18 protein-coding genes and 1 riboswitch are annotated in these 24,044 nt (G+C 70.5%); of the genes, 9 read left to right on the top strand and 9 right to left on the bottom strand.

Going from position 1 to position 24,044, the window contains the following annotated elements; genetic code table 11:
• Positions 1–284 precede the first annotated feature (284 nt).
• From OG439_RS03840 to OG439_RS03815, 6 genes are all read left to right on the top strand, one after another.
• Positions 285–3,257, top strand: a complete 2,973-nt coding sequence (locus tag OG439_RS03840; protein ID WP_326947927.1) for a ribonucleoside-diphosphate reductase subunit alpha — start codon at positions 285–287, stop codon at positions 3,255–3,257.
• Between the two features lie 79 nt (positions 3,258–3,336).
• Positions 3,337–4,410, top strand: a complete 1,074-nt coding sequence (locus OG439_RS03835; protein WP_326947926.1) for a ribonucleotide-diphosphate reductase subunit beta — start codon at positions 3,337–3,339, stop codon at positions 4,408–4,410.
• Positions 4,411–4,458: 48 nt separating this feature from the next.
• A riboswitch (cobalamin riboswitch) is annotated at positions 4,459–4,652 on the top strand.
• A 99-nt stretch (positions 4,653–4,751) separates the two neighbouring features.
• Positions 4,752–7,010, top strand: coding sequence for a 5-methyltetrahydropteroyltriglutamate--homocysteine S-methyltransferase (gene metE, locus OG439_RS03830; protein ID WP_326947925.1), 2,259 nt, complete (start codon positions 4,752–4,754; stop codon positions 7,008–7,010).
• Positions 7,011–7,204: 194 nt separating this feature from the next.
• Entirely contained in the window at positions 7,205–8,665 is a 1,461-nt protein-coding gene (locus tag OG439_RS03825) for a cytochrome P450 (protein ID WP_326947924.1), read from the top strand.
• A gap of 237 nt (positions 8,666–8,902) precedes the next feature.
• Positions 8,903–10,720 (top strand): diguanylate cyclase domain-containing protein, encoded by a 1,818-nt coding sequence (locus OG439_RS03820; RefSeq protein ID WP_326947923.1) that lies wholly within the window; start codon positions 8,903–8,905, stop codon positions 10,718–10,720.
• Between the two features lie 329 nt (positions 10,721–11,049).
• A complete protein-coding gene (locus tag OG439_RS03815) occupies positions 11,050–11,511 on the top strand; it encodes a peroxiredoxin (protein ID WP_326947922.1) in 462 nt (153 codons plus the stop codon).
• Here OG439_RS03815 and OG439_RS03810 read toward each other — a convergent pair.
• The 4 genes from OG439_RS03810 to OG439_RS03795 all read right to left on the bottom strand — a co-directional run bounded on the left by OG439_RS03810 (position 11,508) and on the right by OG439_RS03795 (position 15,428).
• Positions 11,508–12,035, bottom strand: coding sequence for a GNAT family N-acetyltransferase (locus OG439_RS03810; RefSeq protein WP_326947921.1), 528 nt, complete (start codon positions 12,033–12,035; stop codon positions 11,508–11,510). The two genes, OG439_RS03815 and OG439_RS03810, sit on opposite strands and share 4 nt — an antisense overlap.
• 41 nt (positions 12,036–12,076) lie before the next feature.
• Positions 12,077–13,282 (bottom strand): LCP family protein, encoded by a 1,206-nt coding sequence (locus OG439_RS03805; RefSeq protein ID WP_326947920.1) that lies wholly within the window; start codon positions 13,280–13,282, stop codon positions 12,077–12,079.
• 104 nt (positions 13,283–13,386) lie between these two features.
• A complete protein-coding gene (locus OG439_RS03800; protein ID WP_247049243.1) occupies positions 13,387–14,640 on the bottom strand; it encodes an SAM-dependent methyltransferase in 1,254 nt (417 codons plus the stop codon).
• A 95-nt stretch (positions 14,641–14,735) separates the two neighbouring features.
• On the bottom strand, positions 14,736–15,428 hold the full coding sequence (locus OG439_RS03795) for an alpha/beta hydrolase (protein ID WP_326947919.1): 693 nt from the start codon (positions 15,426–15,428) through the stop codon (positions 14,736–14,738).
• A 130-nt stretch (positions 15,429–15,558) separates the two neighbouring features.
• On the opposite strand from OG439_RS03795, the gene OG439_RS03790 reads away from it, so the two are divergent.
• The gene (locus tag OG439_RS03790) at positions 15,559–16,287 is read left to right on the top strand and encodes an SIS domain-containing protein (protein ID WP_326947917.1); all 729 of its coding nucleotides are present in this window, start codon (positions 15,559–15,561) and stop codon (positions 16,285–16,287) included.
• A gap of 140 nt (positions 16,288–16,427) precedes the next feature.
• On the opposite strand, the gene OG439_RS03785 is transcribed toward OG439_RS03790, so the two are convergent.
• Positions 16,428–18,299, bottom strand: coding sequence for an ABC transporter ATP-binding protein (locus tag OG439_RS03785; RefSeq protein ID WP_326947916.1), 1,872 nt, complete (start codon positions 18,297–18,299; stop codon positions 16,428–16,430).
• 97 nt (positions 18,300–18,396) lie between these two features.
• Complete coding sequence (locus OG439_RS03780) at positions 18,397–18,840, bottom strand: MarR family winged helix-turn-helix transcriptional regulator (RefSeq protein ID WP_326947915.1); 444 nt, start codon at positions 18,838–18,840, stop codon at positions 18,397–18,399.
• A gap of 72 nt (positions 18,841–18,912) precedes the next feature.
• Here OG439_RS03780 and OG439_RS03775 point away from each other — a divergent pair, with 72 nt between their 5' ends.
• Both OG439_RS03775 and OG439_RS03770 read left to right on the top strand, forming a co-directional pair.
• Positions 18,913–19,764, top strand: a complete 852-nt coding sequence (locus OG439_RS03775) for an LLM class flavin-dependent oxidoreductase (RefSeq protein ID WP_326947914.1) — start codon at positions 18,913–18,915, stop codon at positions 19,762–19,764.
• A gap of 75 nt (positions 19,765–19,839) precedes the next feature.
• Complete coding sequence (locus OG439_RS03770; protein WP_326951486.1) at positions 19,840–21,165, top strand: glycosyltransferase 87 family protein; 1,326 nt, start codon at positions 19,840–19,842, stop codon at positions 21,163–21,165.
• On the opposite strand, the gene OG439_RS03765 is transcribed toward OG439_RS03770, so the two are convergent.
• The 3 genes from OG439_RS03765 to OG439_RS03755 form a co-directional block, all read right to left on the bottom strand.
• Entirely contained in the window at positions 21,152–21,361 is a 210-nt protein-coding gene (locus tag OG439_RS03765; protein WP_005437638.1) for a helix-turn-helix domain-containing protein, read from the bottom strand. The genes OG439_RS03770 and OG439_RS03765 overlap by 14 nt on opposite strands.
• Before the next feature lie 177 nt (positions 21,362–21,538).
• Positions 21,539–23,167: an ABC-F family ATP-binding cassette domain-containing protein gene (locus OG439_RS03760; RefSeq protein WP_247049237.1), complete on the bottom strand. Its 1,629-nt coding sequence runs from the start codon at positions 23,165–23,167 to the stop codon at positions 21,539–21,541.
• Between the two features lie 147 nt (positions 23,168–23,314).
• Positions 23,315–23,965: an acVLRF1 family peptidyl-tRNA hydrolase gene (locus tag OG439_RS03755; RefSeq protein WP_326947913.1), complete on the bottom strand. Its 651-nt coding sequence runs from the start codon at positions 23,963–23,965 to the stop codon at positions 23,315–23,317.
• Positions 23,966–24,044: the final 79 nt, after the last annotated feature.

Below are 24,044 nucleotides of genomic sequence, written 5' to 3'. Positions count from 1 at the left end.
CTCCAGGCCGCCCCGGTCGAGGCTCGAACCGGCCCCCGAACTCCCTGTTCCGGGGCCTGAGCAGCACCTCTCGGTGACCGCGTAACCCGCGAGGGTGAGACCGCGACACGCCACCCATTGGGGCACGTGCAGCCTCCAACCCCTACATGTAGTCTCTGTGGACCGGCAACGCCCAGCGACGGGGAGACCGCTGCAGAGTACTGCCGGGCAGCTTCGAAGAACTTGCAGCACATGGCCTCATGAGACCCTGTGGCGATCCAACGCGTCCAAATTTGGAGACACGCATGTCAGTCGAAACCGGTCAGCGGCCGCCCGCCGCCGCCGACTCCAGCCCCACCGCGATCCGGGTCATCCGGCGGGACGGCAGCGTGTCGCCGTTCGACGCCGGGAAGATCTCGGTCGCGCTGACGAAGGCGTTCCTCGCGGTCGAGGGCGGCGACGCCGCCGCGTCCTCCCGCGTGCACCACGTCGTCGCCGAGCTCACCGAGCAGGTCGAGACCACCCTGCTGCGCCACGCCGGTCCCGAGACCGCGCTGCACATCGAGCAGATCCAGGACATCGTCGAGCTCGCGCTGATGCGCGGCGAGCACCACAAGGTCGCCCGCGCCTACGTCCTCTACCGCGAGGAGCACAGCAAGGCCCGCAAGGCGACCGAGCCCACGACGCCCGCCGAGGCGACGCTGAGCGTCAAGGGCGTCGACGGCGTGCTGCGTCCGCTCGACTGGGCCCGCGTGTCCCACGTGGTGGGCGAGGCCGTCGCCGGGCTCGACGACGTCACCGCCGAGCCGGTGCTGGCCGAGGCCAAGCGCAACCTCTACGACGGCATCAGCGCCGACGAGCTCGCACTGGCCCAGATCATGGCCGCCCGCGTGCTGGTCGAGCAGGAGCCGAACTACTCCTACGTCAGCGCCCGGCTGCTGCTGGACAAACTGCGCGGCGAGGCCCTGAGCTACCTCGCGAAGAAGCCGCGCCTGGCCAGCCAGGACGAGATGGCCGGCGAGTACCCCGCGTACTTCCGCGACTACCTGCGCCGCGCGGTCGAGCTGGAGCTGGTCGACGGCGAGCTGCTCTCCTTCGACCTGGACAAGATCACCGCGGCCATCGAGGCCAAGCGTGACCTCGACTTCGGCTTCCTCGGCCTGCAGACGCTGTACGACCGGTACTTCCAGCACCACAACGGCGTCCGTTTCGAGCTGCCGCAGGCGTTCTTCATGCGCGTCGCGATGGGCCTGGCGATCCGCGAGGACGACCGCGAAGCCCGCGCCATCGAGTTCTACGAGCTGCTCTCGACGTTCCACTTCATGGCCTCGACGCCGACGCTGTTCAACTCGGGCACCACCCGCGCGCAGCTGTCGTCCTGCTTCCTCACCACGGTGGACGACGACCTGGACTCGATCTTCCAGGCGTACAAGAACAACGCGCTGCTGGCGAAGTACTCGGGCGGCCTCGGCAACGACTGGACCCCGGTCCGCGGCCTCGGCGCGCACATCAAGGGCACCAACGGCCAGTCCCAGGGTGTCGTGCCGTTCCTCAAGATCGCCAACGACACCGCCGTCGCGGTCAACCAGGGCGGCAAGCGCAAGGGCGCGGCCTGCGCGTACCTCGAGACCTGGCACGTGGACATCGAGGAGTTCCTCGACCTGCGCAAGAACACCGGCGACGACCGCCGCCGCACGCACGACATGAACACGGCCAACTGGGTGCCGGACGAGTTCCTGCGCCGCGTCGAGGCCGACGCGCAGTGGACGCTGTTCTCGCCGAACGAGACCCCGGACCTGCACGACCTCTACGGCAACGCGTTCTCGCAGCGCTACGCCGAGTACGAGGCGATGGCCGAGCGCGGCGAGATCAAGGTGTTCCGCAAGATCCGCGCGGTCGAGCTGTGGCGCCGGATGCTCACCATGCTGTTCGAGACCGGCCACCCGTGGATCACGTTCAAGGACCCGTGCAACCTGCGCTCGCCGCAGCAGCACGTCGGCGTCGTGCACTCGTCGAACCTGTGCACCGAGATCACGCTGAACACCAACAGCGAAGAGGTCGCGGTCTGCAACCTCGGCTCGGTCAACCTGCTCAAGCACGTCACCCCCGAGGGCCTGGACACCCAGCGCCTCGAGAAGACCGTGCGCACGGCCGTCCGCATGCTGGACAACGTGATCGACATCAACTTCTACACGATCCCGGAGGCGCGCCGCTCCAACCTGCGCCACCGCCCGGTCGGCCTGGGCATCATGGGCTTCCAGGACGCGCTGTTCGAGATCGGCGTCCCGTTCGCCTCCGCCGACGCCGTGAAGTTCGCCGACGTCTCCATGGAGCACCTCTCCTACTACGCGATCTCGGCCTCGACCGACCTCGCCGAGGAGCGCGGCCAGTACCAGTCGTTCGAGGGATCGCTGTGGAGCAAGGGCATCCTGCCGATCGACTCGCTGCAGCTGCTCATCGACGCCCGCCGCGGTGACGGCCTCGACGTCGACACCTCCACCACGCTCGACTGGGCGCCGCTGCGCGAGCGCGTCAAGACCGTCGGCATGCGCAACTCCAACGTGATGGCGATCGCGCCGACCGCGACGATCTCCAACATCTCGGGTGTCGGCCAGTCGATCGAGCCGCTGTTCCAGAACCTGTTCGTCAAGTCGAACATGTCCGGCGACTTCACCGTCGTCAACCCGCACCTGGTCCGTTCGCTCAAGCAGCGCGGGCTGTGGGACGAGGTCATGGTCAGCGACCTCAAGTACTTCGACGGCAGCCTCGGCAAGATCGACCGGGTGCCGGACGACCTGAAGGCGCTGTACGCCACGGCGTTCGAGATCGAGTCGAAGTGGATCGTCGACGCCGGTTCGGTGCGCCAGAAGTGGATCGACCAGGCGCAGTCGCTGAACCTGTACATCGCGGCGCCGAGCGGCCGCAAGCTCGACGAGCTGTACCGCTACGCGTGGCACAAGGGCCTCAAGACCACGTACTACCTGCGGGCGCAGTCCGCGACGCACGTGGAGAAGAGCACCCTGCGCGGCACCGACGGCAAGCTGAACGCCGTCTCGGCCGGCACGGCCACCGCCACCGCGGCTCCCGCGGCGGCCCCGGCGGCCACCCCGGCCCCGGCGCCCTCGCCGTCGCCGGCCGCGGCCGTCCCGGCGATCCCGGTGACCGCGCCGGCCGCCAAGCCGGAGCCGAAGGAGCTGCCGAAGACGGACGTCGACTTCGTCACCACCGAAGGCGCCGCCTGCCGCATCGACGACCCCGACTGCGAAGCCTGCCAGTAAGCCCGCCCCGGCTCGTGAGTGTTTAGGGCGGTTCTAACCGCCCTAAACACTCACGAGCCCACCTGCCGAAGTGAGCGATATGACCAACGTGGAGACGACCGGCGTCACCGGCCTCGGTGAGATCGAGGTCGGGGCGGCCCGGATCAACGTCGACGACAAGCGCATGATCAACGCGCGCGCCGACGTCAACCAGCTGCTGCCGATGAAGTACCGGTGGGCGTGGGACAAGTACCTGGCCGGCTGCAACAACCACTGGATGCCGACCGAGGTCGCCATGCAGGCCGACATCGCGCTGTGGAAGTCGACCGACGGCCTCACCGAGGACGAGCGGCAGATGCTGAAGCGCAACCTCGGCTTCTTCGCGACCGCGGAGTCCTTGGTGGCCAACAACATCGTGCTCGCGGTGTACCGCCAGATCACCAACCCCGAGTGCCGCCAGTACCTGTTGCGCCAGGCGTTCGAGGAAGCCGTGCACACGCACACCTTCCAGTACATCTGCGAGAGCCTCGGCCTGGTCGAGGGCGAGCTGTTCAACATGTACCGCGAGGTTCCGTCCATTTCGGACAAGGACGCGTGGGCGCTGAAGTACACACAGCACCTGGAGGACCCGGACTTCGAGACCGGGACGCCGGAAGCCGACACGGCGTTCCTGCGTGACCTCGTCGCGTTCTACGTGATCTTCGAGGGCATGTGGTTCTACACCGGCTTCGCGCAGATCCTCTCGCTCGGCCGCCGCAACAAGATGGTCGGCATCGCCGAGCAGTACCAGTACATCCTGCGCGACGAGTCGATCCACCTGAACTTCGGCATCGACTGCATCAACCAGATCAAGATCGAGAACCCGCACCTGTGGACCGAAGAGTTCCAGGAAGAGGTGCGCGGGATGCTGAAGGACGCGTGCGAGCTGGAGGTCGCGTACGCGCGTGACACCATGCCGCGCGGGATGCTCGGCCTGTCGGCGCAGCTGTGCGAGCAGTACATGCACTTCATCACCGACCGGCGCGCGCAGCAGATCGGCCTCCAGCCGATCTTCGGCGAGACCGAGAACCCGTTCCCGTGGATGTCCGAGGCGATGGACCTGAAGAAGGAGAAGAACTTCTTCGAAACGCGCGTCATCGAGTACCAGTCGGGCGGCGCCCTCGACTGGGACTGAGTTCTCCGGCTAGGCTCGGCCACGCCACTGGTTCGCCAGGGCGTGGCCGAGCTTTGTTGTGCGTGAGGTCACACTCTGTCGAGGCAACAGGGAACCCGGTGTGAATCCGGGACTGCCCCGCAGCGGTGAGTGGGAACGAAAGCCGTCATGTAAGCACTGAGCGCGAGCTTGGGAAGCGACGGCCGGTAGGCGCGAGCGGTACGCCCACGAGTCCGAAGACCTGCCCGTGGTGCGTGCGCCGACGGCGTGCGCGAGTCCGGGCCTCGCGGGATGGGCACGCACCGAAACGCTCGCCGCCGCGCGCGTCCGGACTCCTCGAACGAGCTCGCGAGGAGAGAGCTGTGACCGAAATCGGCACTACTGTGCTGGGCTACCCCCGGATCGGTCCGGACCGGGAGCTCAAACGCGCCCTCGAGCGTTACTGGGCGGGCAAGAACGACGAAGCCGCGCTGCTGGCCACCGGTCGTGAGCTGCGGGTTCAGACGTGGCAAGGGTTGCGGGACGCCGGGCTGGACTCCGTGCCGTCCAACACGTTCTCGCACTACGACCAGGTGCTCGACACCGCCGAGCTGTTCGGCGCGCTGCCCGCACGCTTCACCGGGCTCGGCCTGTCGAAGCTCGACACCTACTTCGCGGCCGCCCGGGGCGTCCAGGACGCCCCGGCGATGGAGATGACGAAGTGGTTCGACACGAACTACCACTACATCGTCCCCGAACTGGGCCCGGACACGACGTTCGCGCTCACCGGCTCCAAGCCCCTGGACGAGTACCGCGAAGCCCGCGCGCTGGGCATCGAGACGCGGCCCGTGCTGGTCGGGCCGGTGACGTTCCTGCTGCTGAGCAAGGGCGACGAGGGGTTCCGGCCGCTGGACTTGCTCGACGGCCTGCTCGACGCGTACGCCGACCTGCTGCGGCAGCTGCACGACGAAGGCGTCGAGTGGGTCCAGCTCGACGAGCCGGCGTTCGCCGGTGACCGCTCCGAAGACGAGCTGAACGCGCTCATCCGCGCCTACCACCGGCTGGGCAAGGAGACCGCGCGGCCGAAGCTGCTGGTCGCGGGCTACTTCGGCGGCCTGGGCCGCGGGCTCGGCGTGCTGGCCCGCTCCCCCATCGAGGCGCTCGCCGTCGACCTGGTCACCGATGAGTCCTTTGTGGACGCCGTGGCGGCCGAAGGGGCGTTGCGGGACAAGGAGGTCCTGGCCGGCGTCGTCGACGGCCGCAACGTCTGGCGCACCGACCCGCAGAAGGCGCTGAGCCGGGCCGCGACCCTGCTCGGCGCGGCGGCGAAGGTCAGCGTGTCGACGTCGTGCTCGCTGCTGCACGTCCCCTACGACGTCTCACGGGAGGACCTCGACCCGCGGCTCAAGAGCTGGCTCGCCTTCGCGAAGCAGAAGGTCGACGAGGTCGTCCTGCTCGGGAAGGCGCTCGCGGGCGAGGACGTCGACCTGACGGCGGCCCGCCGGGTCGTCGCCGATCGCGCGTCGGCGGCCGAGCTGGCCGACGACCGGGTGCGCGCCCGGCTCGCGGACCTGCGGCCGGAGCACACCGTCCGCGCGCCGTACGCCACGCGGGCCGCGGCGCAGCAGGCGGCGCTGAACCTGCCGCCGCTGCCGAGCACGACGATCGGGTCGTTCCCGCAGACCGTGGAAGTGCGCAAGGCGCGGGCCGCGCACAAGGCAGGCGCGCTCGACGACGCCGGGTACGACGACGCGATGCGCGCCGAGGTCGAGCGGGTCGTCCGGCTGCAGGAGGAGCTGGGCCTCGACGTGCTGGTGCACGGCGAGCCCGAGCGCAACGACATGGTGCAGTACTTCGCCGAGCGGCTGGCCGGGTTCGCCGCGACCGACCACGGCTGGGTGCAGTCCTACGGCTCCCGCTGCGTCCGGCCGCCGATCCTCTACGGCGACGTCTCGCGCCCGGTGCCGATGACCGTGGCGTGGGCCCGCTACGCCCAAGGCCTGACGCCGAAGCCGGTCAAGGGCATGCTGACCGGGCCGGTGACGATCCTGGCGTGGTCGTTCGTGCGCGACGACCAGCCGCTGGGCGACACCGCCCGGCAGGTCGCCCTGGCCATCCGCGACGAGGTGCACGACCTCGAAGCGGCGGGCATCCAGGTCATCCAGGTCGACGAGCCCGCCCTGCGCGAGCTGCTGCCGCTGCGTTCCCGCGACCACCAGCCGTACTTCGACTGGGCGGTGTCGTCGTTCCGGCTGGCGACGTCCGGGATCGCCGACGCGACGCAGATCCACACGCACATGTGCTACTCGGAGTTCGGTGAGGTGCTGCCGGCGATCGACGCGCTCGACGCCGACGTCACCAGCATCGAGGCGGCCCGCTCGAAGATGGAGGTGCTCGCCGACCTGACGGCGGCCGGCTTCGGCCGCGGCGTCGGGCCCGGGGTGTACGACATCCACTCGCCGCGCGTGCCGTCCCCGGCCGAGGTGGCCGGCCTGCTGCGGACGGCGACGGGCGCGGTGCCGGCGTCGCGGGTGTGGGTCAACCCGGACTGCGGCCTGAAGACCCGCGGTTACGCGGAGGTCGAGCCGGCGCTGCGCAACCTGGTCGAAGCGGCCCGGCAGGTGCGCACCGAGCTGGACTGACGCCCGGGGCGGGCCGCCGCCCCCGTCTTCCAGTTTACCGGCGGGGTACGACAGAACCGCGGCTCCAAAGCCGTGAAGGACTCCTTACCGGCTCTTAGCGCCGGTAAGGAGTCCTTCACGGCTCACCCGAAAAGACTGTTGTCAGGTGGTCAACAAGGGTGCATCGTGGAGGGGTAGCCGATCTCGACGGGGAGATGGTCAGCTTGACGCGCACTGTGGGCCGGGCCGCCGAAACGTTGCGTGAGCGCGTGCCCCCGCTGACCTCGCTGCCCCTCCCCCGCGCCGTCGACCAGCGGTGGCTGCGGTCGCGCTGGCCCGTCCAGGAGCTCGCGACGCCGCCCGCCGGCAGCGGCCTCAAGCCCGTGCTCGGCGACGAAGGCCCGCCCGTGGTCGGGCACATGCTCGAGATGATGCGCTTCGGCCCCGCGTTCGGCCTCCGCCGCCACGAGCTCTACGGCCCGGTGTCGTGGACCGGCGGGTTCGGCCGCCGGATCGTCGCGCTGTCCGGGCCGGAAGCGACGCAGATCGCGCTCGTCAACAAGGACAAGGCGTTCTCGCAGGAGGGCTGGAAGTTCTTCATCGAGCGGTTCTTCGAGCGCGGCCTGATGCTGATGGACTTCGGCGAGCACCACCTGCACCGCCGGATCATGCAGGAGGCCTTCACCCGGGCGCGGCTCACCGGCTACGTCAACGAGATGGGCCCGGCCCTGCGCGAGGGTGTCGCGACCTGGGGAACGAGCGAGCGGCCGCGGCTGTACTGGTCGCTCAAGCAGCTGACCCTCGACGTCGCGACGCGCGTGTTCATGGGCATGCGCAGCGGCGCCGACTCCCACCGGATCAACCGCGCGTTCGTCAGCTCCGTGCGGGCCGGCACCGCGCTGGTGCGCGTCCCGGTGCCCGGCGGCCGCTGGTCGGCCGGGCTGCACGGGCGGAAGGTCCTGGAACGCTACTTCGGCGAGACCCTGCCCGCCAAGCGGGCCGCCGACGGCGACGACCTGTTCGCCGCGCTCTGCCACGCCACCACCGAGGACGGCGACCGGTTCTCCGACACCGACATCGTCAACCACATGATCTTCCTGATGATGGCCGCGCACGACACGACGACCATCACCAGCAGCGCCATGGCCTACTACCTCGCCAAACACCCGGAGTGGCAGGAGCGGGCGCGCGCGGAGTCACTGGCGCTGGGCGACGACGTCCTCGACATCGACGCCATCGACAAGCTGGAGACGCTCGACCTCGTGATGAAGGAGGCGCTGCGGCTGGTCGCGCCGGTGCCGTCGCTGACCCGCCAGACCGTCAAGGACACCGAGGTCCTCGGGCACTACATCCCGGAGGGCACGCTCGTCGGCGTCTCGCCGACGGTGAACCACTTCGACCCCGGGTGCTGGACCGACCCGTTCCGCTTCGACCCCGAGCGCTTCGCCGAGCCGCGGCGCGAGGACAAGTCGCACCGGATGGCGTGGATGCCCTTCGGCGGCGGCGCGCACAAGTGCATCGGGCTCCACTTCGGCGGTCTCGAGGTGAAACTGCTGATGCACGAGATGCTGCGGGCGTACCGCTGGTCGGTTCCGGAGAGTTACACCGCGCGCTGGGACTACGTCTCGCTACCGGTGCCCGCGGACGGTCTCCCGGTGCGGTTGACGCCTCGCTGACCCGCCACCCGTCCGGGTACCGATACACATGGTGACACGATGTCACCAATCGTGGAGGTCTGTCACTCGTTCAGCCGGTAGACACCCCGTTACACACGTGATGGCGTGGCATCGGCCGCCGCCGACGGGTGCCCCGTGCGGGTTCCCGGACATCGGCACCGCGCCTGAACTGGCCAGACCTGTGCGTGAAGAAGGTGGAGTGTGTCTGAGCCCGGTGCCGCGCCAGGGTTGGTGGACGTGGCCCGCAGGTGGGCGGCGACGCTCGCTGACACCAAAGGAGTAACGCTTCCCCCGGAAGAGCTCGAACAGCTCCTGCTCGGGGTCGCGACGGACGCGGTCGACCACGTCAGCTCGGGGCACGACGGGGCGCTGCTGCGGTTCAGCGCGCTCTACGCCGCGTCGCCGATGGGGATCGCGCTGGCCGACCCGGACGGCGGGATCGTCGAGGCGAACCTCGCGCTGGGCCAGCTGCTCGGGTGCCCGCCGGACCGGTTGCGGGGCCGGCACATCACCGAGCTCGGCTCGACCGGCCACGACGTCTCCCGGCTCAAGGCCGGACTGGAGCACGTGAGCACCGGCGTCGAGCGTTTCCGGGAGCGGATGCTGCTCGACCACGTCGACGACGGCAAGCTCTGGACCGACGTCACGCTCGCCCGGCTGCCCGGCGACCGGCCGGGTTCGGTGTACCCGGTGCTGATGGTCTCCGACGCGAATGAACTGCACCTGCTGCAGGAGCGGCTGGTGCACCAGAACATCCACGACCCGCTCACCGGGCTGCCGAACGCGTCGTCGTTCACCACCAAGCTCGAAGCGGCGCTCGGCGCCGGCGCGCGCGACGACATCGCGCTGATCTACCTCGACGTCGACGGCTTCAAGGTCGTCAACGACGGCCTCGGCGCCGGCGTCGGCGACCAGGTGCTGCGCGGGGTCGCAGGCAAGCTGTCCGCCGTGTTCACCGGCCACCACGACGGGTTCGTCGCGCGGCTGTCCGGCGACGGCTTCGCGGTGCTGCTGCGCGGCGAGCTGTCCGCCGCCGAGGTCGTCGAGCTGGTCGAGCGCGCGCTGGAGGACCTCAACGAGCCGATCTACCTCGGCGGGCACGGCATCGGCGTGAGCGCCAGCGCGGGCATCGTGGTGCGCGCGGCCGTCGAAGACGGGGCCGCGGAGCTGCTGCGGGCCGCGGAGATCGCGCTGCACCGGGCCAAGGAGGCCGGCAAGGCGCAGTGGATGCTGTTCGACCCGGAGCTGGACGCCCGCGACCGCGGCCGCTACCAGCTGGGCGCGGTGATCGCCGGGGCGCTGGAGAACGGCGAGTTCTCGCTGGTCTACCAGCCGACGGTGAAGCTCGCCGACCCCGACCGGATCGCCGCGGTCAACGCCGGGCTGCGCTGGAACCACCCGGAGAAGGGCGAGCTCGGCTCCGAGGAGTTCTACCCGCTGGCCCAGACCACCGGCATGACGGTCCCGCTCGGCCGCTGGCTGCTCGCCGAGTCCCTGGCCGCCACGGCCCGCTGGCGCACCCGCCTGGGCGACGCGGCACCGGACGTCTGCGTCCGCCTGCCCACGCGGCTGGCCATCGACCCGGACCTGGTGATGCTGGTCCGCGAGCAGCTGACCAAGCACGAGCTGCCGGCGACGGCGCTGCGCCTGTGCACCGACCGCGACTCGGTCCTCGACCCGCGCGGCGAGGTCCTGGACTCGTTCGCGGTGCTGGCCGACCTGGGCACGCAGCTGGTGCTGACCATCTCGGGCTCGGCGGACCTGGAGCTGATCCCCCAGCACGGCCTGCCGGTGAAGCACGTGATCCTGTCGGGCCCGGTGATCGACGCCCTGGACGCCGAGGAACCGGCCGAGTCCGACATCCGCCACCTGACCCAGCTGGTCACCCGCGCCCGCGAGCTGCAGCTGCGCGTAGGAGCGGAAGGCGTCCGCACCAACGAACAGGCGGCGCGGCTGCGCCAGCTGGGCGTGCTGGCGGCCCGAGGCCAGTTCGCCAACGACTCCGCCACGGGCGACGAGGTGGACGAGCTGATCGCGAGACACCCGGAAAGCTGACGCGCCTGCCAAACGCCCCAATGTGGCGTTGGTTGCGTCCAAAGCACCCAATGTGGCGTTCGGTGCGTCCAACGCACCCAACGCCACATTGGGGCGCTGGGAACCGTCGGCACCCGGCCACCTGACGCCTGCTCGCACCGCCCGCGGCGGCGCGCTCGCGCCCTTGGCGCCGGGCAACGAGCGACCGGCCACCCGGCGCCATCGAGCCGCGCGCCGGGCTCGTCTGCGGGCTGCTCCCGCCAACCGCGGCCGATCTCGACCAAGCCGGTCGTACGTCGGCTCCGAAGGACGGGCAGGATGGGTTCTGCCGCCGACGAGAAGGGACCTCTATGGACGCCGGAGACCTCGCCCCCGATTTCACGCTGCCCGACGACCAGGGTCAGGAGCGCAAGCTCTCGGACTTCCTGGCCACCGGACCGGTGGTGCTGTTCTTCTACCCGGCCGCGATGACCGGCGGGTGCACCGCCGAGAGCTGCCACTTCCGCGACCTCGCCGCGGAGTTCGCCGAGGTCGGCGCGCACCGGGTCGGGATCAGCCCGGACGGCGTCACCAAGCAGCGGCAGTTCTCCGCGGCCAACGACTTCGACTACCCGCTGCTGTCCGATGTGGAGGGTGAGGTCGCCAAGCAGTTCGGCGTGTGGCGCAGGCTCCTGCCCCTGCACGCGAAGCGCGCGACCTTCGTGATCGGCGAGGACCGCCGGATCCTCGAGAAGATCAAGAGCGAGCTGAACTTCACCGTCCACGCCGATCAGGCGCTGAAGGTGCTGCGGGAGCGCAACAAGGTCGCCTAGGCGTCGAGCCGCCACACGTGGTTCGTGCCGGTGCACGACGGCGCCAGCGGCTTCTCCGCCGGTTCCTCGCGCACCTTCGTGAACCCCAGCCGGGCGGGCACCGCCCGGCTGCGCGCGTTCAGCTCGTCGTGCATGATCTCGACGTAGCCGGCGCCGAGGCGGAACGCCTCCGCCGTCAGCAGCGCGACGCTCCGGGTCATCAGGCCGCGGCCGGTCCAGCCCCGGGCCAGCCAGTAGCCGATCTCGGCACCGCCGTCGCGCGTCATCACGCCGACGCCGCCCGCCACCTCGCCGTCGACGCCGATCGCGTATTCGTACGCTTCGGCGCTCTCCCAGCGCTTCGCGGTCAGCCGGAGGAACTCCGAGGAGTCGTCCGACGTGTAACCGCCGGTCGCCCAGATCAGCCACGGCCCCAGCTGTTCCAGGGAGCCGCTGACGAGCGCGGTCAGGAGGTCGCGGTCGCCGGGGTGCCAGCGGGTCAGCGTCAGGTCACCGTCGCGGTAGGTCTCGGCCGGGGTCTCCATCGATCCATGGTGCCCCGGCCGGGGCCCGCCGCGCGCGGCATTTAGTTCACGATGACGCTGTCGGGTACCTCGGTGTCGTTCTTCAGCGCGTCGAACAGCTGCTTGGACTTGTTCTTGTCCCAGTTCTCCGCCGACCCGCTGGTCACCGGGACCGTCGTGGTCACCACGCCGCCGGAGGAGATGCCGCGCATCGCGATCGCCAGGCCGGCGAGGTTGTGCACGTGGTCGCCGGAGTCCATGGTCAGCGCGTCCGGCGCCGCGGACAGCAGCGGGAAGAAGTCGAACGGGTTGAGCAGCGTGCCCGGGCTGGCGATCTGGCTGACCAGCGCACCGATGAACTTGCGCTGGTTGGCGACGCGGTCGAGGTCCGAGCGCGGGGTCGCGTCGCTGTGCCGCATCCGGACGAAGCCCAGCGCCTCGCGGCCGTCGAGGGTCTGGGGGCAGCCGGCCTTGATGCTGATGCCCGTCACCGTGTCGTTCATGTCCTTGTCGATGCACATCTCGACGCCGCCGATCGCTTCGACGATCTTCGCGAACCCGCCGAAGCCGATCTCCGCGTAGTGGTCGATGTGCAGGCCGGTGGCGCCTTCGACGGTCTGCGCGAGCAGCTTCGGCCCGCCGAGCGAGAACGCCGCGTTGATCTTGTTCGTGCCGTGGCCCGGGATCTTCACCTGGGAGTCGCGCGGCAGGGAGAGCAACGTCGGCTTCGTGGAGTTGTCCGGCAGGTGCGCGACCATGATCGTGTCGGTGCGCTGGCCGCCGGCGGCCGCGACGTCACCCGTGGCGAGGTTCTCCTCGTCGGCCGCGGTGAGGCCCTCACGGCTGTCCGAGCCGACGATCAGCCAGTTGGTGCCGGCCGCGGCGACCGGGCGGCCGTCGTAGTCGGCCAGCGCGTCGACGCGCTTGATCGAGAACTCCAGGTAGACCCAGATGCCGGCGAAGAACACCACGAACACCAGCAGCAGCGTCAGCAGGATCCGGCCGAAGCCCCAGCGGCGACGCCGGCGCGGCGGCCGTGACGGCGGGTAGTCGTCACCCCGGTTCGGCGGGGCCTGCCGCGGCGGCGGGCCCTGGGGCGGCATGTACTCCGGCTCGCGGGTGCCCATCGGGCGGGTGCGCTCGTCGTAGGGGCTCTGGCCCCGGCCGGGCAGCGGCATCATCTGCGCGCGCTGGTGGTCCCGGGAGCGGCCGGCGGGCGGCCGCGGCGGGGGCATCCGGCGGCCGCCGTCATCGCCACGGTACGTCATCACCCATCACCCAATCCCGATTCGGACAAACGTGTCTTCGTCAGTCAACCGCACGTCCTCGCAAGGAGGACGTGCGGCACCGGGGTCGGGTTGGCCGCGGGAGGTTACTTGTCGGTCACCTCGTAACCGAACTGGTGGACCTTGAGGTAGCCGGAGCGGAACCCGGCCTCGGAATAGGCCAGGTAGAACTCCCACATCCGGCGGAAGACGTCGTCGAACCCGAACCCGGCGATGTCGGTCCAGCGGTGCAGGAACCGTTCGCGCCACAACCGTAGCGTGTGGGCGTAGTCCTGGCCGAACTCGCGCATCCCGGCCAGCCTGAGCCGGGTGTTCTCGACCAGGCCGTCCTCGATCGAGCGCACCGACGGGATGATGCCGCCGGGGAAGATGTACTTGTGGATCCAGGTGTAGGCGCGCGACGACGCCATCATCCGGTCGTGGTCCATCGTGATGGCCTGCAGCCCGAACCGGCCGCCGGGGCGCAGCCGCTCGCCGATGGTCGAGTAGAACGCCGGCCAGTAGGACGCGCCGACGGCCTCGATCATCTCGACGCTGACCACGGCGTCGAACTGCCCGCTCGACTCGCGGTAGTCGCACAGCTTCACCTCGACGCGGTCGCCGAAGCCGGCCGCGACGATGCGCTCGGTGGCCAGCGCGCGCTGTTCCTCCGAGATGGTGAGCGACGTGACGGTGGCGCCGCGCGCGGCGGCGCGGATCGCGAGTTCACCCCATCCGGTACCGATTTCGAGGACTTCGCTGCCCGCGCGGACCCCGGCGTAGTCCAGCACGCTGTCGATCTTGCGGTGCTGGGCGGCGGTGAGGTCGTCGGCCGGGCCGAACAACGCCGAGGAGTACATCATCGACTCGTCGAGGAACGTGCCGAACAGGTCGTTCGACAGGTCGTAGTGCCGGTGGATGTTGGCCCGCGCGCCTTCGAGGCTGTTCTCCTCGGACGGCGGCTGGGTGCGCTCGGCGATCTTCCGGAACTTCTGCAGCACCGGCGGCACGAGCGTGGCCATCCGCGCCGCGAACGGCGTCAGCACCTCGGCCAGGTCGGACGCGACCCAGTCACCCGCCATGTAGGACTCGCCGAAGCCGATCTTGGCGTCGACGCCGAGGCGGTGGAAGAAGGCCTCCGGACGCAGGATCCGCATCTCGGGCGCTTCCGGCCCGCCGTTGCCCAGCACCGTCCCGTCCGGGAACGTCACCCGGACGTCGAGCGGGCGGACCGCACGGCGGAACAGGCTCGCGGCGATCCGCGCGCGCAGTGCGGAGTGCGGCGGGGCGGCCAGCCCCGGCCACCGGTTTTCGTCGGGGACGTCCTGAGTCGACGCGCGGTCGACACTCGAGGTGGTCACGGGTTCTCCCTCCGGCCGGCCTGGTGCGCCGGTGCTCGATCCTAATTGCCGCACCCCCGCGGCGCCCTTCGTCGAATGCCCTGTTCGGGGTGGTGTCACACGGGTATTCGGAGCCGCTCGGGTCCCGGCGCGGCCCACGCGCCCGTGAGTGTGTCGTCGGTGCTCCCGGCGATTACTTCCATTGTGAAAGCACTTGCCAGCCGGGTCCAGACGGAAGAGCGGCGCAGCATCGCGTGGCCCTCGTTGGCGATCTCGAACCGGGCCACCCGAGCGGCGACGCCCTCGGCGCGTTCGGCGAAGGCGTGGGACTCGACCGGGCTGGTCATCCGGTCGCGGGTACCGTGCACGACGAGCACCGAGCGCCCGGCGACGGCCCCGACGGGCTCGCCCCGCGGCGTCCACGGGGCCAGGGCGCAGACCCCGCGCACGGCCGGGTCGTCGGCCACGCGCAGCGCCACCCGGCCGCCCATCGAGTGCCCGACCAGCACCACCGGCAGGCCGGGGTGGTCGGCGTGGATGCGGTCGAGGGCCCAGCGGGCGTCCTGGATCGGGTCCATGGCGGGTGCGTTCCAGCCGTAGCGGCGGTTGCGCAGCAGCCGCACCTCGACGCCGTGCTCGCGCCCGGCCCGGTGCAGGGCGCGCGCGATCGGCACCATCCGCAGGTGGGCGAGCTTCCAGGGCGGAACGCCGCCCGTGCCGTGCTCCGCACCGCCGTGCAGCACGAGCACGACCGCTTCGGTCCGCCCGCGCGCCGGCCACACCGCCACCGCCGGTTCTGCCTCGCTCACCCACGCCCTCCCACTGTCCGGGACTCACCACCCGCATCCGGATCAACCTGGATACGCCACCCGGCTATTCCACCGCGTACCACCATCTTCGCGGTAGATTCGGCGCCCGATCACCGACGGAAGGGTGGGTGTGGTGAGCGCCACGGACATCTCGGGCAGTGTCGCCAAGCAGCTGGCGGACGTCGAGCAGGCCAACGCCGAAGCAGTGCGGGCCGCGGCCGATCTGGTGCTGGGGGTGATCCGGGCCGACGCACTGGTCTATACCGCCGGCGCCGGGCACTCGCTGGCCGCCGTCGCCGAGACGTTCTACCGGGCCGGCGGGCTCGCGTGCGTCTACCCGCTGTACCACCCGGAGCTGCTGCCGCTGCACGGTGCGGTGCACAGCACGACGACCGAGCGCCGCACCGGCCTCGCCGAGGAGGTGCTCGCCGAGCGCGCGCCGGGCCCGGACGACGTACTGGTCGTGTTCTCGACGTCCGGGTCCAACCCGTACCCGGTCGAGCTGTGCATCGGCGCGCGCGAGCGCGGCGCGGCCGTCATCGCCATCACGTCGCGGGCCTGCGTGGCCGCGGCGCCGCGGCGGTCGTCGAGCACGCTGGTCGAGCAGGGCACCGTGGTGCTCGACTCGCTGGTGATCCCGGGCGACGCGAGCTACCCGCCGGACGCCCCGCGCACCGCGCCGCTGTCCACTGTGGTCAACGCGTTCCTGTGGAACCTCATACTGGCCCAGGTCTACGACCGCGGCACCGCCGAGGGCCTCCACGTCCCGCTGTGGCGCAGCTCCAACGTCGAGGGCGGCGACGAGGCCAACAAGTCCCTGCTGGCCAAGTACAGCGAGCTGGTCCCCCAGCTCCGCTAGCCGGGACCGCGTGATTGAAGGGTCGTCACGCGTGATTCAGAGGTCGACACGCGTGATTGGCGGGTCGACTCGGCACTGACACCGTGTCGACCCTCTGATCACGCGAGATGACTTCCCAATCACGCGTGACGACCCTCTGATCACGCGACGGCGGGTTCCTGGTCGGCGAACTGGGTGGCGTGGAGGGTCGCGTAGCGGCCGTTCGCGGCGAGGAGCTCGTCGTGCGTGCCGCGCTCGACGATCTCGCCGTGCTCCAGGACCAGGATCTGGTCGGCGGCGCGGACCGTCGAGAGGCGGTGCGCGATGACCAGGGCCGTGCGGCCCGCCAGTGCGTGCGTCAATGCTTCGCCGACCGCGGCCTCGGACTCGGAGTCCAGGTGCGCGGTCGCCTCGTCGAGGACGACGACCTTGGGCTGCGCGAGCAGCAGCCGCGCGATGGTCAGCCGCTGGCGCTCACCGCCGGAGAGCCGGTACCCGCGCTCCCCCACCGTCGTTTCGAGGCCGTCGGGCAGGGAGTGCACCAGCTCGCCGAGCCGGGCTCGCTCCAGCGCTTCCCAGATCTCGTCGTCGGTGACGTCCGGGCGCGCGTAGGCCAGGTTGGCGCGGATCGTCTCGTGGAACAGGTGCCCGTCCTGCGTCACGACGCCGACGGTTTGCCGCAGCGAAGCGAAACTCAGGTCCCGGACGTCCACATCGGACACCCGCACCGAGCCCGAGTCGACGTCGTAGAGCCGCGGCAGCAGCGACGCGATCGTCGACTTCCCCGCCCCCGACGACCCGACCAGCGCGACCATCTGGCCCGCCTCGGCGCGGAACGAGATGCCGTGCAGCACCTCTTCGCCGCCGCGGTGGTCGAGCGTGGCGACGTCTTCCAGCGACGCCAGCGAGTACCGGTCCGCGGCGGGGTAACCGAAGCGGACGTCGGAGAACTCGACCGAAACGCCTTCCGAAGGCGGCAGTACCAAGGCGTCCGGCTTCTCCTTGATCATCGGGTCGAGGTCGAGCACCTCGAAGACGCGCTCGAACGACACCAGCGCGGTCATCACGTCGACGCGGACGTTGGCCAGCGCGGTCAGCGGCGCGTAGAGCCGGGTCAGCAGCAGCGCCAGGGCGACGACGGTGCCCGGCGCGAGCTGGCCGGTCAGCGCGAGGTACCCGCCGAGGCCGTAGACCAGCGCCTGCGCCAGCGCCGAGACGAGCGTCAGGCTGGTCATGAACCAGCGGGTCAGCATCGCGGTCCGGATGCCGATGTCACGCACCCGCCCGGCGCGCACGCCGAAGTCGTCGGCCTCCTGCACGGGGTGCCCGAAGAGCTTGACGAGCGTGGCGCCCGGCGCGGAGAACCGCTCGGTCATCTGCGTGGTCATGCCGGCGTTGAGGTTCGCGGACTCCCGCTGCAGCCCGGCCATCCGGCGGCCGAGCCGGCGCGCGGGCAGCACGAAGATCGGCAGCAGCACCAGCGCGAGCAGCGTGACCTGCCAGGACAGCGTGAGCATGACGGCCAGCGACAGCACCAGCTGGATCACGTTGGTGACCAGGCCGGACAGCGTCGCGGTGAACGTCCGCTGCGCGCCGATGACGTCGTTGTTGAGCCGCGAGACCAGCGCACCCGTGCGGGTGCGGGTGAAGAACGCGATCGGCATGCGCTGCACGTGCTCGAACACCGCGCGGCGCAGGTCGTAGATGATGCCCTCGCCGATGCGCGCGGACTGCCACCGCTCGATCAGGCCGAAGCCGGCGTCGGCGATCGCGAGCCCGGCGATCACGATCGCCAGCCAGATCACGACGGACAGGTCGTGCCCGCCGACGATCGCGTCGACCACCTTGCCGGCCAGGACCGGCGTCGTCACCGCGAGCACCGCCGAGATGACGGTGAACACGAGGAAGATCAGCAACGACCGCCAGTGCGGCCGGGCGAAGCGGGCGACGCGCTTGAACGTGCCGCGGGTCAGCGCCTTCGGCACGTCGTTGGCGCGCATCGCCGAGCTGAGCAGAGCCCAGGTGTTGTCCACGGGAGACCCCCAGTTCCAAAACCTCTACCAAAGCTGAGGTTTTCTTCGGATATGACCTGGACAACGCGGTCGCCGTCCGATTGCTTCCCGATCGCGTTCACTCGCCGCGAACGACCAGGTACAGCGCGGTGCGCAACTGCTCCGCAGTGTCGCCCAAGGGTGCCAGCAGGAGCGCCTCGGCCTCGCGCGTCGCCTCTTCGCCCGCCCGCCGCACCCGCTCGCCCTCGTCAGTCAACCGGACGAGGCGCTTGCGCCGGTCACCGGGCGCGACCTCGCGCCGGACCAGGCCGTTCGCCTCCAGCTCGTCGACGAGCTGGACCATCGTCGTCCGGTCGATCCCGAGCCGCGCCGCGCCGTCCTGCTGCGACTGCGCCGGCCCCTCGCCGAACAACGCGAGCAGCGCCAGCTGCCGCCCGGTGATCCCGAGCGGCCCGTACAGCGGCTCGGCCAGCTCGGCCAGCCGCTGCTGGGCGTGTTTCAGCAGGTAGCCGAGCCGCCGGCCGACGGCGGCCGGCGGCCCGGTCTCGAGGTCGCTGGACATGCGAGAACCTTACCCCTACGCTGATCGTCAGTCTTACTGATGATTTGTCACGCCGATAATCAGGAGAACCTCATGACCACCGTGGGCCTCAAGCCACCCCAGCAGCACCTCGGCGTCACCGCGCTGCGCGAGATCTGGGCGATCGCCGACGACGGCGGGTTCGACGGCTGCTGGGTGTTCGACCACCTCGCCCCGATGGGCCCGGACCGCACCGGCGACATCTTCGACGGCTGGACCCTGCTGGCCGCGATGGCCGAGGCGACGAAGCGCGTGCGGATCGGCTGCCTGGTCTCCGGCAACACCAACCGGCACCCGGGCACCTTCGCGAAGCTCGCCACGACCGTCGACCACCTCTCCGGCGGCCGGCTCGACGTCGGCCTCGGCGCGGGCGGCGACGTCCTGACCGACACGATGATGGGCACCCCGACACCACCGGCGCTCGAACGCGTCGAACGGCTCGCCGAAGCCTGCGAAATCCTCCGTCTGTTGTGGACGCGCCCGGCGACCGACTTCGCCGGGAAGCACTACACCCTCACCGGCGCGCTCAGCGATCCGAAACCGGTGCAACCGCGTCCGCCGCTGTGGCTCGGCAGCAGCGGCGAAAAGCGCGGCCTGCGCGTCGTCGCCGAACACGCCGACGTCTGGCTCAACGCGGCACTTCCCGGCACTGAAATCGTCGAACTGCAACGGCTTTCGTCGGTACTCGACCGCCATTGCGCGGATGTCGGCCGTGATCCGGCGGAAATCCGGCGGGCCGTGCAGTTCCGGCTGCCGTCCGATGCGGACAGTGCGCTGCGGCTCGCGCAGAGCTACGTCGCGGCCGGGTTCACCGAACTCGTCCTGATGCCGACGGGCCACGACGACGTCGTCCGCGCGTCCGAAGCGGCCGCGAAACTGCTTCCCCGCCTGCGCGACCTCGGCTGAACCAGGCCGCGGACCCCTCGGTAGCCTGACCAGGTGGAAACGGAGGCGGGCCTGGCGCCCCGGCAGGGGCGCGTCTTGCGGTTCTTCACGGCACCGGCCCACTCCCCCGGCCCCGGCCCGCTGAAGTGGGATCTGGGGTTCTACCTGGCCTGCCTGGCTTTCGCGCTGCCGACCGCGCTCGTCGCCGAGTTCTACGGCTACCGCGTCTGGGGCAACTTCGCGACGGCCGCGTACGGCTTCGGCGCCCTGCACAGCGGCTGGCTGCTGCTGTCCGTACGCACGGGCCGTACGCCGCGCGGCGTACTCGGTTCCCGCTGGTGCGGGATAGCCGCGGTCGCCCTGTTGGCAATGATCCTTCCGTTGGCAGTCCTCGTGATTCGCCGACTGACCGGAGTGGACTGGCTGATCACGCCGATCTCGTGGGCCGCCCAGCCCGAGGTCTGGGTGATCGAGCGGTCCGCGGATCTGCTGCTGCACCACGGAACCCCGTACGTCGACGTCACCGCGCTCGGCCGCCCGCCCGTGGTAAACGATTACACGCCTTACGGTCCGGTGATGACGGTCTTCGGCCTGCCGCGGGCACTGTTCGGCGGCACGCCGCTGGCCGACGCGCTCACCGACGCCCGCTGGATGTTCGCCCTCGCGGCCTGCGCGTGCGTGCTGGGCACGCTGAAACTGCTGAAGTGGCCCCGAGTCCCGGTCGGGGCCGCGCAGCTCGCGCTGGCCTGCCCGCTGACCGCGCTCACCTGGGCCGTCGCCGGCCCGGACCTGGCGATCGTCGGACTCCTGGTGCTCGCGTGCGCACTCGCCGCCACCGGCCGGGGCGCCTGGTCGGGAGTCGTGCTCGCGCTGGTCGTCAGCGCGAAGCTGATCGTCGCGCCCGCGGCCGCGGTCTTGGCCGTGTTCGTGCTGGTACGCGGGAAGAAACGCCTCGACTGGCCCGCGCTCGCGCGGTTCGCCACCGCGCTGGTGGCCACGACGGCCGTGCTGCACCTGCCGGTGTACCTGGTGGACCCGGCGGCGTTCGTGGAGCACGTCTTCCGGTTCCCGCTCGGAATGGGTGTCGTGCGGTCACCCGCGGCGAGCCCGTTGCCAGGCCACCTGATCGCCGAAACCGGGGCGATCGGCCAGGTGGCGGCCTTCGTGCTGGTCGGCGCCGCGGCCGTGGCGATGCTGGTCTGGCTGGTGCGCCGGCCCCCCGCGAACGGCTCCGGCGCACTCCTGCGCATCGCCGTCGGACTCGGCGCGTTGATCCTGCTGACCCCGGCCACCCGCTACGGCTACCTGGTGTACCCCCTGATCCTGCTCGGGGCGTACCTGGCGTTCCGCGTGGCCGAGGAGCCTGCTGCGGCAGTTCCCACTGCGCCCCCCGCGCAGCAGTCCTCGCCTACTTCTTCTTGACCCTGGTGGCCCCACCGCGCCCCCGCAGCTGGACCCCGGACTCCGAGAGCACCCGGTGGACGAACCCGTAGGACCGGCCCGTGGACTCCGCGAGCGCCCGGATGCTCGCGCCCTTCTCGTATTTCTTCTTGAGGTCAGCGGCCAGCTTGTCGCGCGTGTTGCCGGTGATCCGCGCGCCTTTCTTGAGATCAGCCACGTCGATCGCCTTCCCGCCGAGAGTGTTCTGGGCCACAATCGGCCCCTGCCGGGGCAATGATCGAACACTGAGCGCCGGAATGCCAGACGACAGCCGTAAAACGACCGAAACTGCGATCACATTGGGCCATTCCAGTGCCTCACCGGCAGTGATCTTGCACCCGAATGGACGCACGGCTCACGCAAGCTGGACAAGTTCCAGATAGTCGGCCGACCAATGGTCCTCGGTGCCGTCGGGCAGCAGGATGACCCGCTCCGGCTCCAGGGCCTCGACCGCGCCCGGGTCGTGCGTCACCAGGATCACGGCGCCGGAGAAACTGCGCAAAGCGTCCAGGACCTGGGCGCGGCTGGCCGGGTCGAGGTTGTTCGTCGGCTCGTCGAGCAGCAACACGTTGGCAGCGCTGGAGACCAGGCCGGCCAGGGCGAGCCGGGTCTTCTCGCCGCCGGAAAGGGTGCCGGCGGCCTGGTCGAGTTGTTCGCCGGTGAAGAGGAACGAACCGAGCAGGTTCCGCAACTCCTGCGCGCCGGTGTCCGGAGCGAGATGTCGGATGTTTTCCCACACCGACGCATCATGATCAAGAGTTTCGTGTTCCTGTGCGTAATAGCCCAAACGCATTCCGTGACCCGGGACGACCCCGCCGGTATCCGGAGTTTCCATTCCGCCGAGGAGCCGGAGCAAAGTGGTCTTTCCGGCACCGTTCAGCCCGAGCACGACCACCTTGGACCCGCGGTCGACGGCGAGGTCGACGCCGGTGAAGATTTCGAGCGAGCCGTAGGACTTCGACAGCCCCTCCGCGGTGAGCGGCGTGCGGCCGCAGGGCGCGGGTTCCGGGAACTTGATCCGGGCGACCTTGTCGGCGTGCCGGGTCTCGTCCAGTGCGGACAGCATCTGCTCCGCGCGGCGCGCCATGTTCTTGGCCGCCACGGCCTTCGTCGCCTTCGCGCCGAGCTTCGCGGCCTGCTGCTGCAACGCCGACGCCTTCTTCTCGGCGTTGGCGCGCTCGCGGCGGCGGCGCTTCTCGTCGGTGGCGCGCGCGTCCAGGTAGCGCTGCCAGCCCATGTTGTACAGGTCGAGCTCGCTGCGGGTGGCGTCGAGGAACCACACCTTGTTGACGACGTCGGCCAGCAGCTCGACGTCGTGGCTGATCACGACCAGACCGCCGTCGTGCTGCTTGAGGAAGGTGCGCAGCCAGGTGATCGAGTCGGCGTCGAGGTGGTTGGTCGGCTCGTCGAGCAGCAGGATCGTCTCGGACTTGCCGCCGGCGCCCGCTTCGGCCGCGGCGAACAGGATCCGCGCCAGCTCGACGCGGCGGCGCTGCCCACCCGAGAGCGTCCCCAGCGTCTGGGAGAGCACCCGGTCGGCGAGGCCGAGGTTCGAGCAGATGCGCGCGGCCTCGCTCTCGGCGGCGTACCCGCCCTGCGAGGAGAACCGCTCCTCGAGCCGGGCGTAGCGGTTGATCGCCTTGTCGCGCTGGGCGTCGTCGACCAGCTCCGCCATCGCGGTCTGCGCCTTTTCCATGTCGCGCATCAGCTTGTCGAGGCCGCGCGCCGACAGCACGCGGTCCTTCGCGGTGACCGACAGGTCGCCTTCGCGCGGGTCCTGCGGCAGGTAGCCGAGCTCGCCGGTGCGGCGGACCTCGCCCGCGTGCGCCTCGCCTTCGCCGGCGAGGACCTTCAGCGAGGTGGTCTTGCCCGCGCCGTTGCGGCCGACGAGGCCGATGCGGTCGCCGGGCTGGATGCGGATGCTGACGCCGTCGAGCAGGATGCGCGAACCCGCGCGCAGCTCAAGGCCGGTGGCCGTGATCAAGGGAAACTCCCGGTAAAAGGGGGTGATTGGAGGGCAGCGTCAAGCGGACCGGCCAGGTCTGACCGGTGCGACGGCTCACTCCAGAAGGATCTCCACGCGACCAGTGTACGGGGCGGCGTCCACGGGTTTCTCTCGACGTGTGCGGACTCACCCGTCGCGCAGCGTGATCTCCACTTCCAGGGCCCGCGCGGCGGCGTCTTCCAGAACGCTGCGCCGCGGTTCGCCGAGTTCCAGCACGCGCGGTTCCGCGCGGGCGAACAGCGGCGCCAGACGGCGGTCCTCGCGCAGCTCGTCGAGGGCCCGCCGGTCGCCGCCGAGCACGACGGCGTCCACTTCGGACAGTCGCGGGACGAGCACCTCGGCCGCGTCCTGCGCGGCCGCCTGCAGTGCGTGACGGGCCTGGCCTTCACGACGCCGGGCGAAGCGCTGCTGCGACCAGCCGCCGGCCGCGGACCGGCCGTGCACGAGGTGGCGGCCGGTGCGGGAGACCTCGATCCGGCCGTCGAAGGAAACGCCGACGCTGTGACTGCCGAGCCGCACCAGCAGGAGCGCGATCCGCCGCGGCACCAGCGCGTGCGCGACGAGGCCTTCGAGCGACGGCGCGTCGAGGAGTCCGAAAGGGACGGTCGCGATCGCCGTGGTGCCGTCGCCCGCGACCACCCGGACCTCGGCGGGCGTGGCTTCGGTCGTCACGATGCCGCCGTGCCGCTGCGCGAACCGGGTGAACCAGCCGGCCAGCCGGTCCGGCGGGACCGTCACCGCACGCCCGCCGCCCGCGACCTCCCGTGCCTTCGCCACAACACCGCACGCTACGGCAAAAGCCGTGAAGGCCTCCTTACCGGCTCTTATGGCCGGTAAGGAGGCCTTCACGGCTTTA

Source organism: Amycolatopsis sp. NBC_01307 (genome assembly GCF_035975215.1).
Lineage (GTDB): Bacteria > Actinomycetota > Actinomycetes > Mycobacteriales > Pseudonocardiaceae > Amycolatopsis.
This window is presented reverse-complemented; position numbering and strand designations above follow the sequence as displayed.

Excerpts from the sequence above, each read along its gene's own strand:
- OG439_RS03825 (WP_326947924.1), top strand. The coding sequence starts at position 7,205 with ATGGTCAGCTTGACGCGCACTGTGGGCCGGGCCGCCGAAACGTTGCGT.
- OG439_RS03775 (WP_326947914.1), top strand. The coding sequence starts at position 18,913 with ATGACCACCGTGGGCCTCAAGCCACCCCAGCAGCACCTCGGCGTCACC.
- OG439_RS03810 (WP_326947921.1), bottom strand. The coding sequence starts at position 12,035 with ATGGAGACCCCGGCCGAGACCTACCGCGACGGTGACCTGACGCTGACC.
- OG439_RS03815 (WP_326947922.1), top strand. The coding sequence starts at position 11,050 with ATGGACGCCGGAGACCTCGCCCCCGATTTCACGCTGCCCGACGACCAG.
- OG439_RS03780 (WP_326947915.1), bottom strand. The coding sequence starts at position 18,840 with ATGTCCAGCGACCTCGAGACCGGGCCGCCGGCCGCCGTCGGCCGGCGG.
- OG439_RS03805 (WP_326947920.1), bottom strand. The coding sequence starts at position 13,282 with ATGACGTACCGTGGCGATGACGGCGGCCGCCGGATGCCCCCGCCGCGG.
- OG439_RS03840 (WP_326947927.1), top strand. The coding sequence starts at position 285 with ATGTCAGTCGAAACCGGTCAGCGGCCGCCCGCCGCCGCCGACTCCAGC.
- OG439_RS03835 (WP_326947926.1), top strand. The coding sequence starts at position 3,337 with ATGACCAACGTGGAGACGACCGGCGTCACCGGCCTCGGTGAGATCGAG.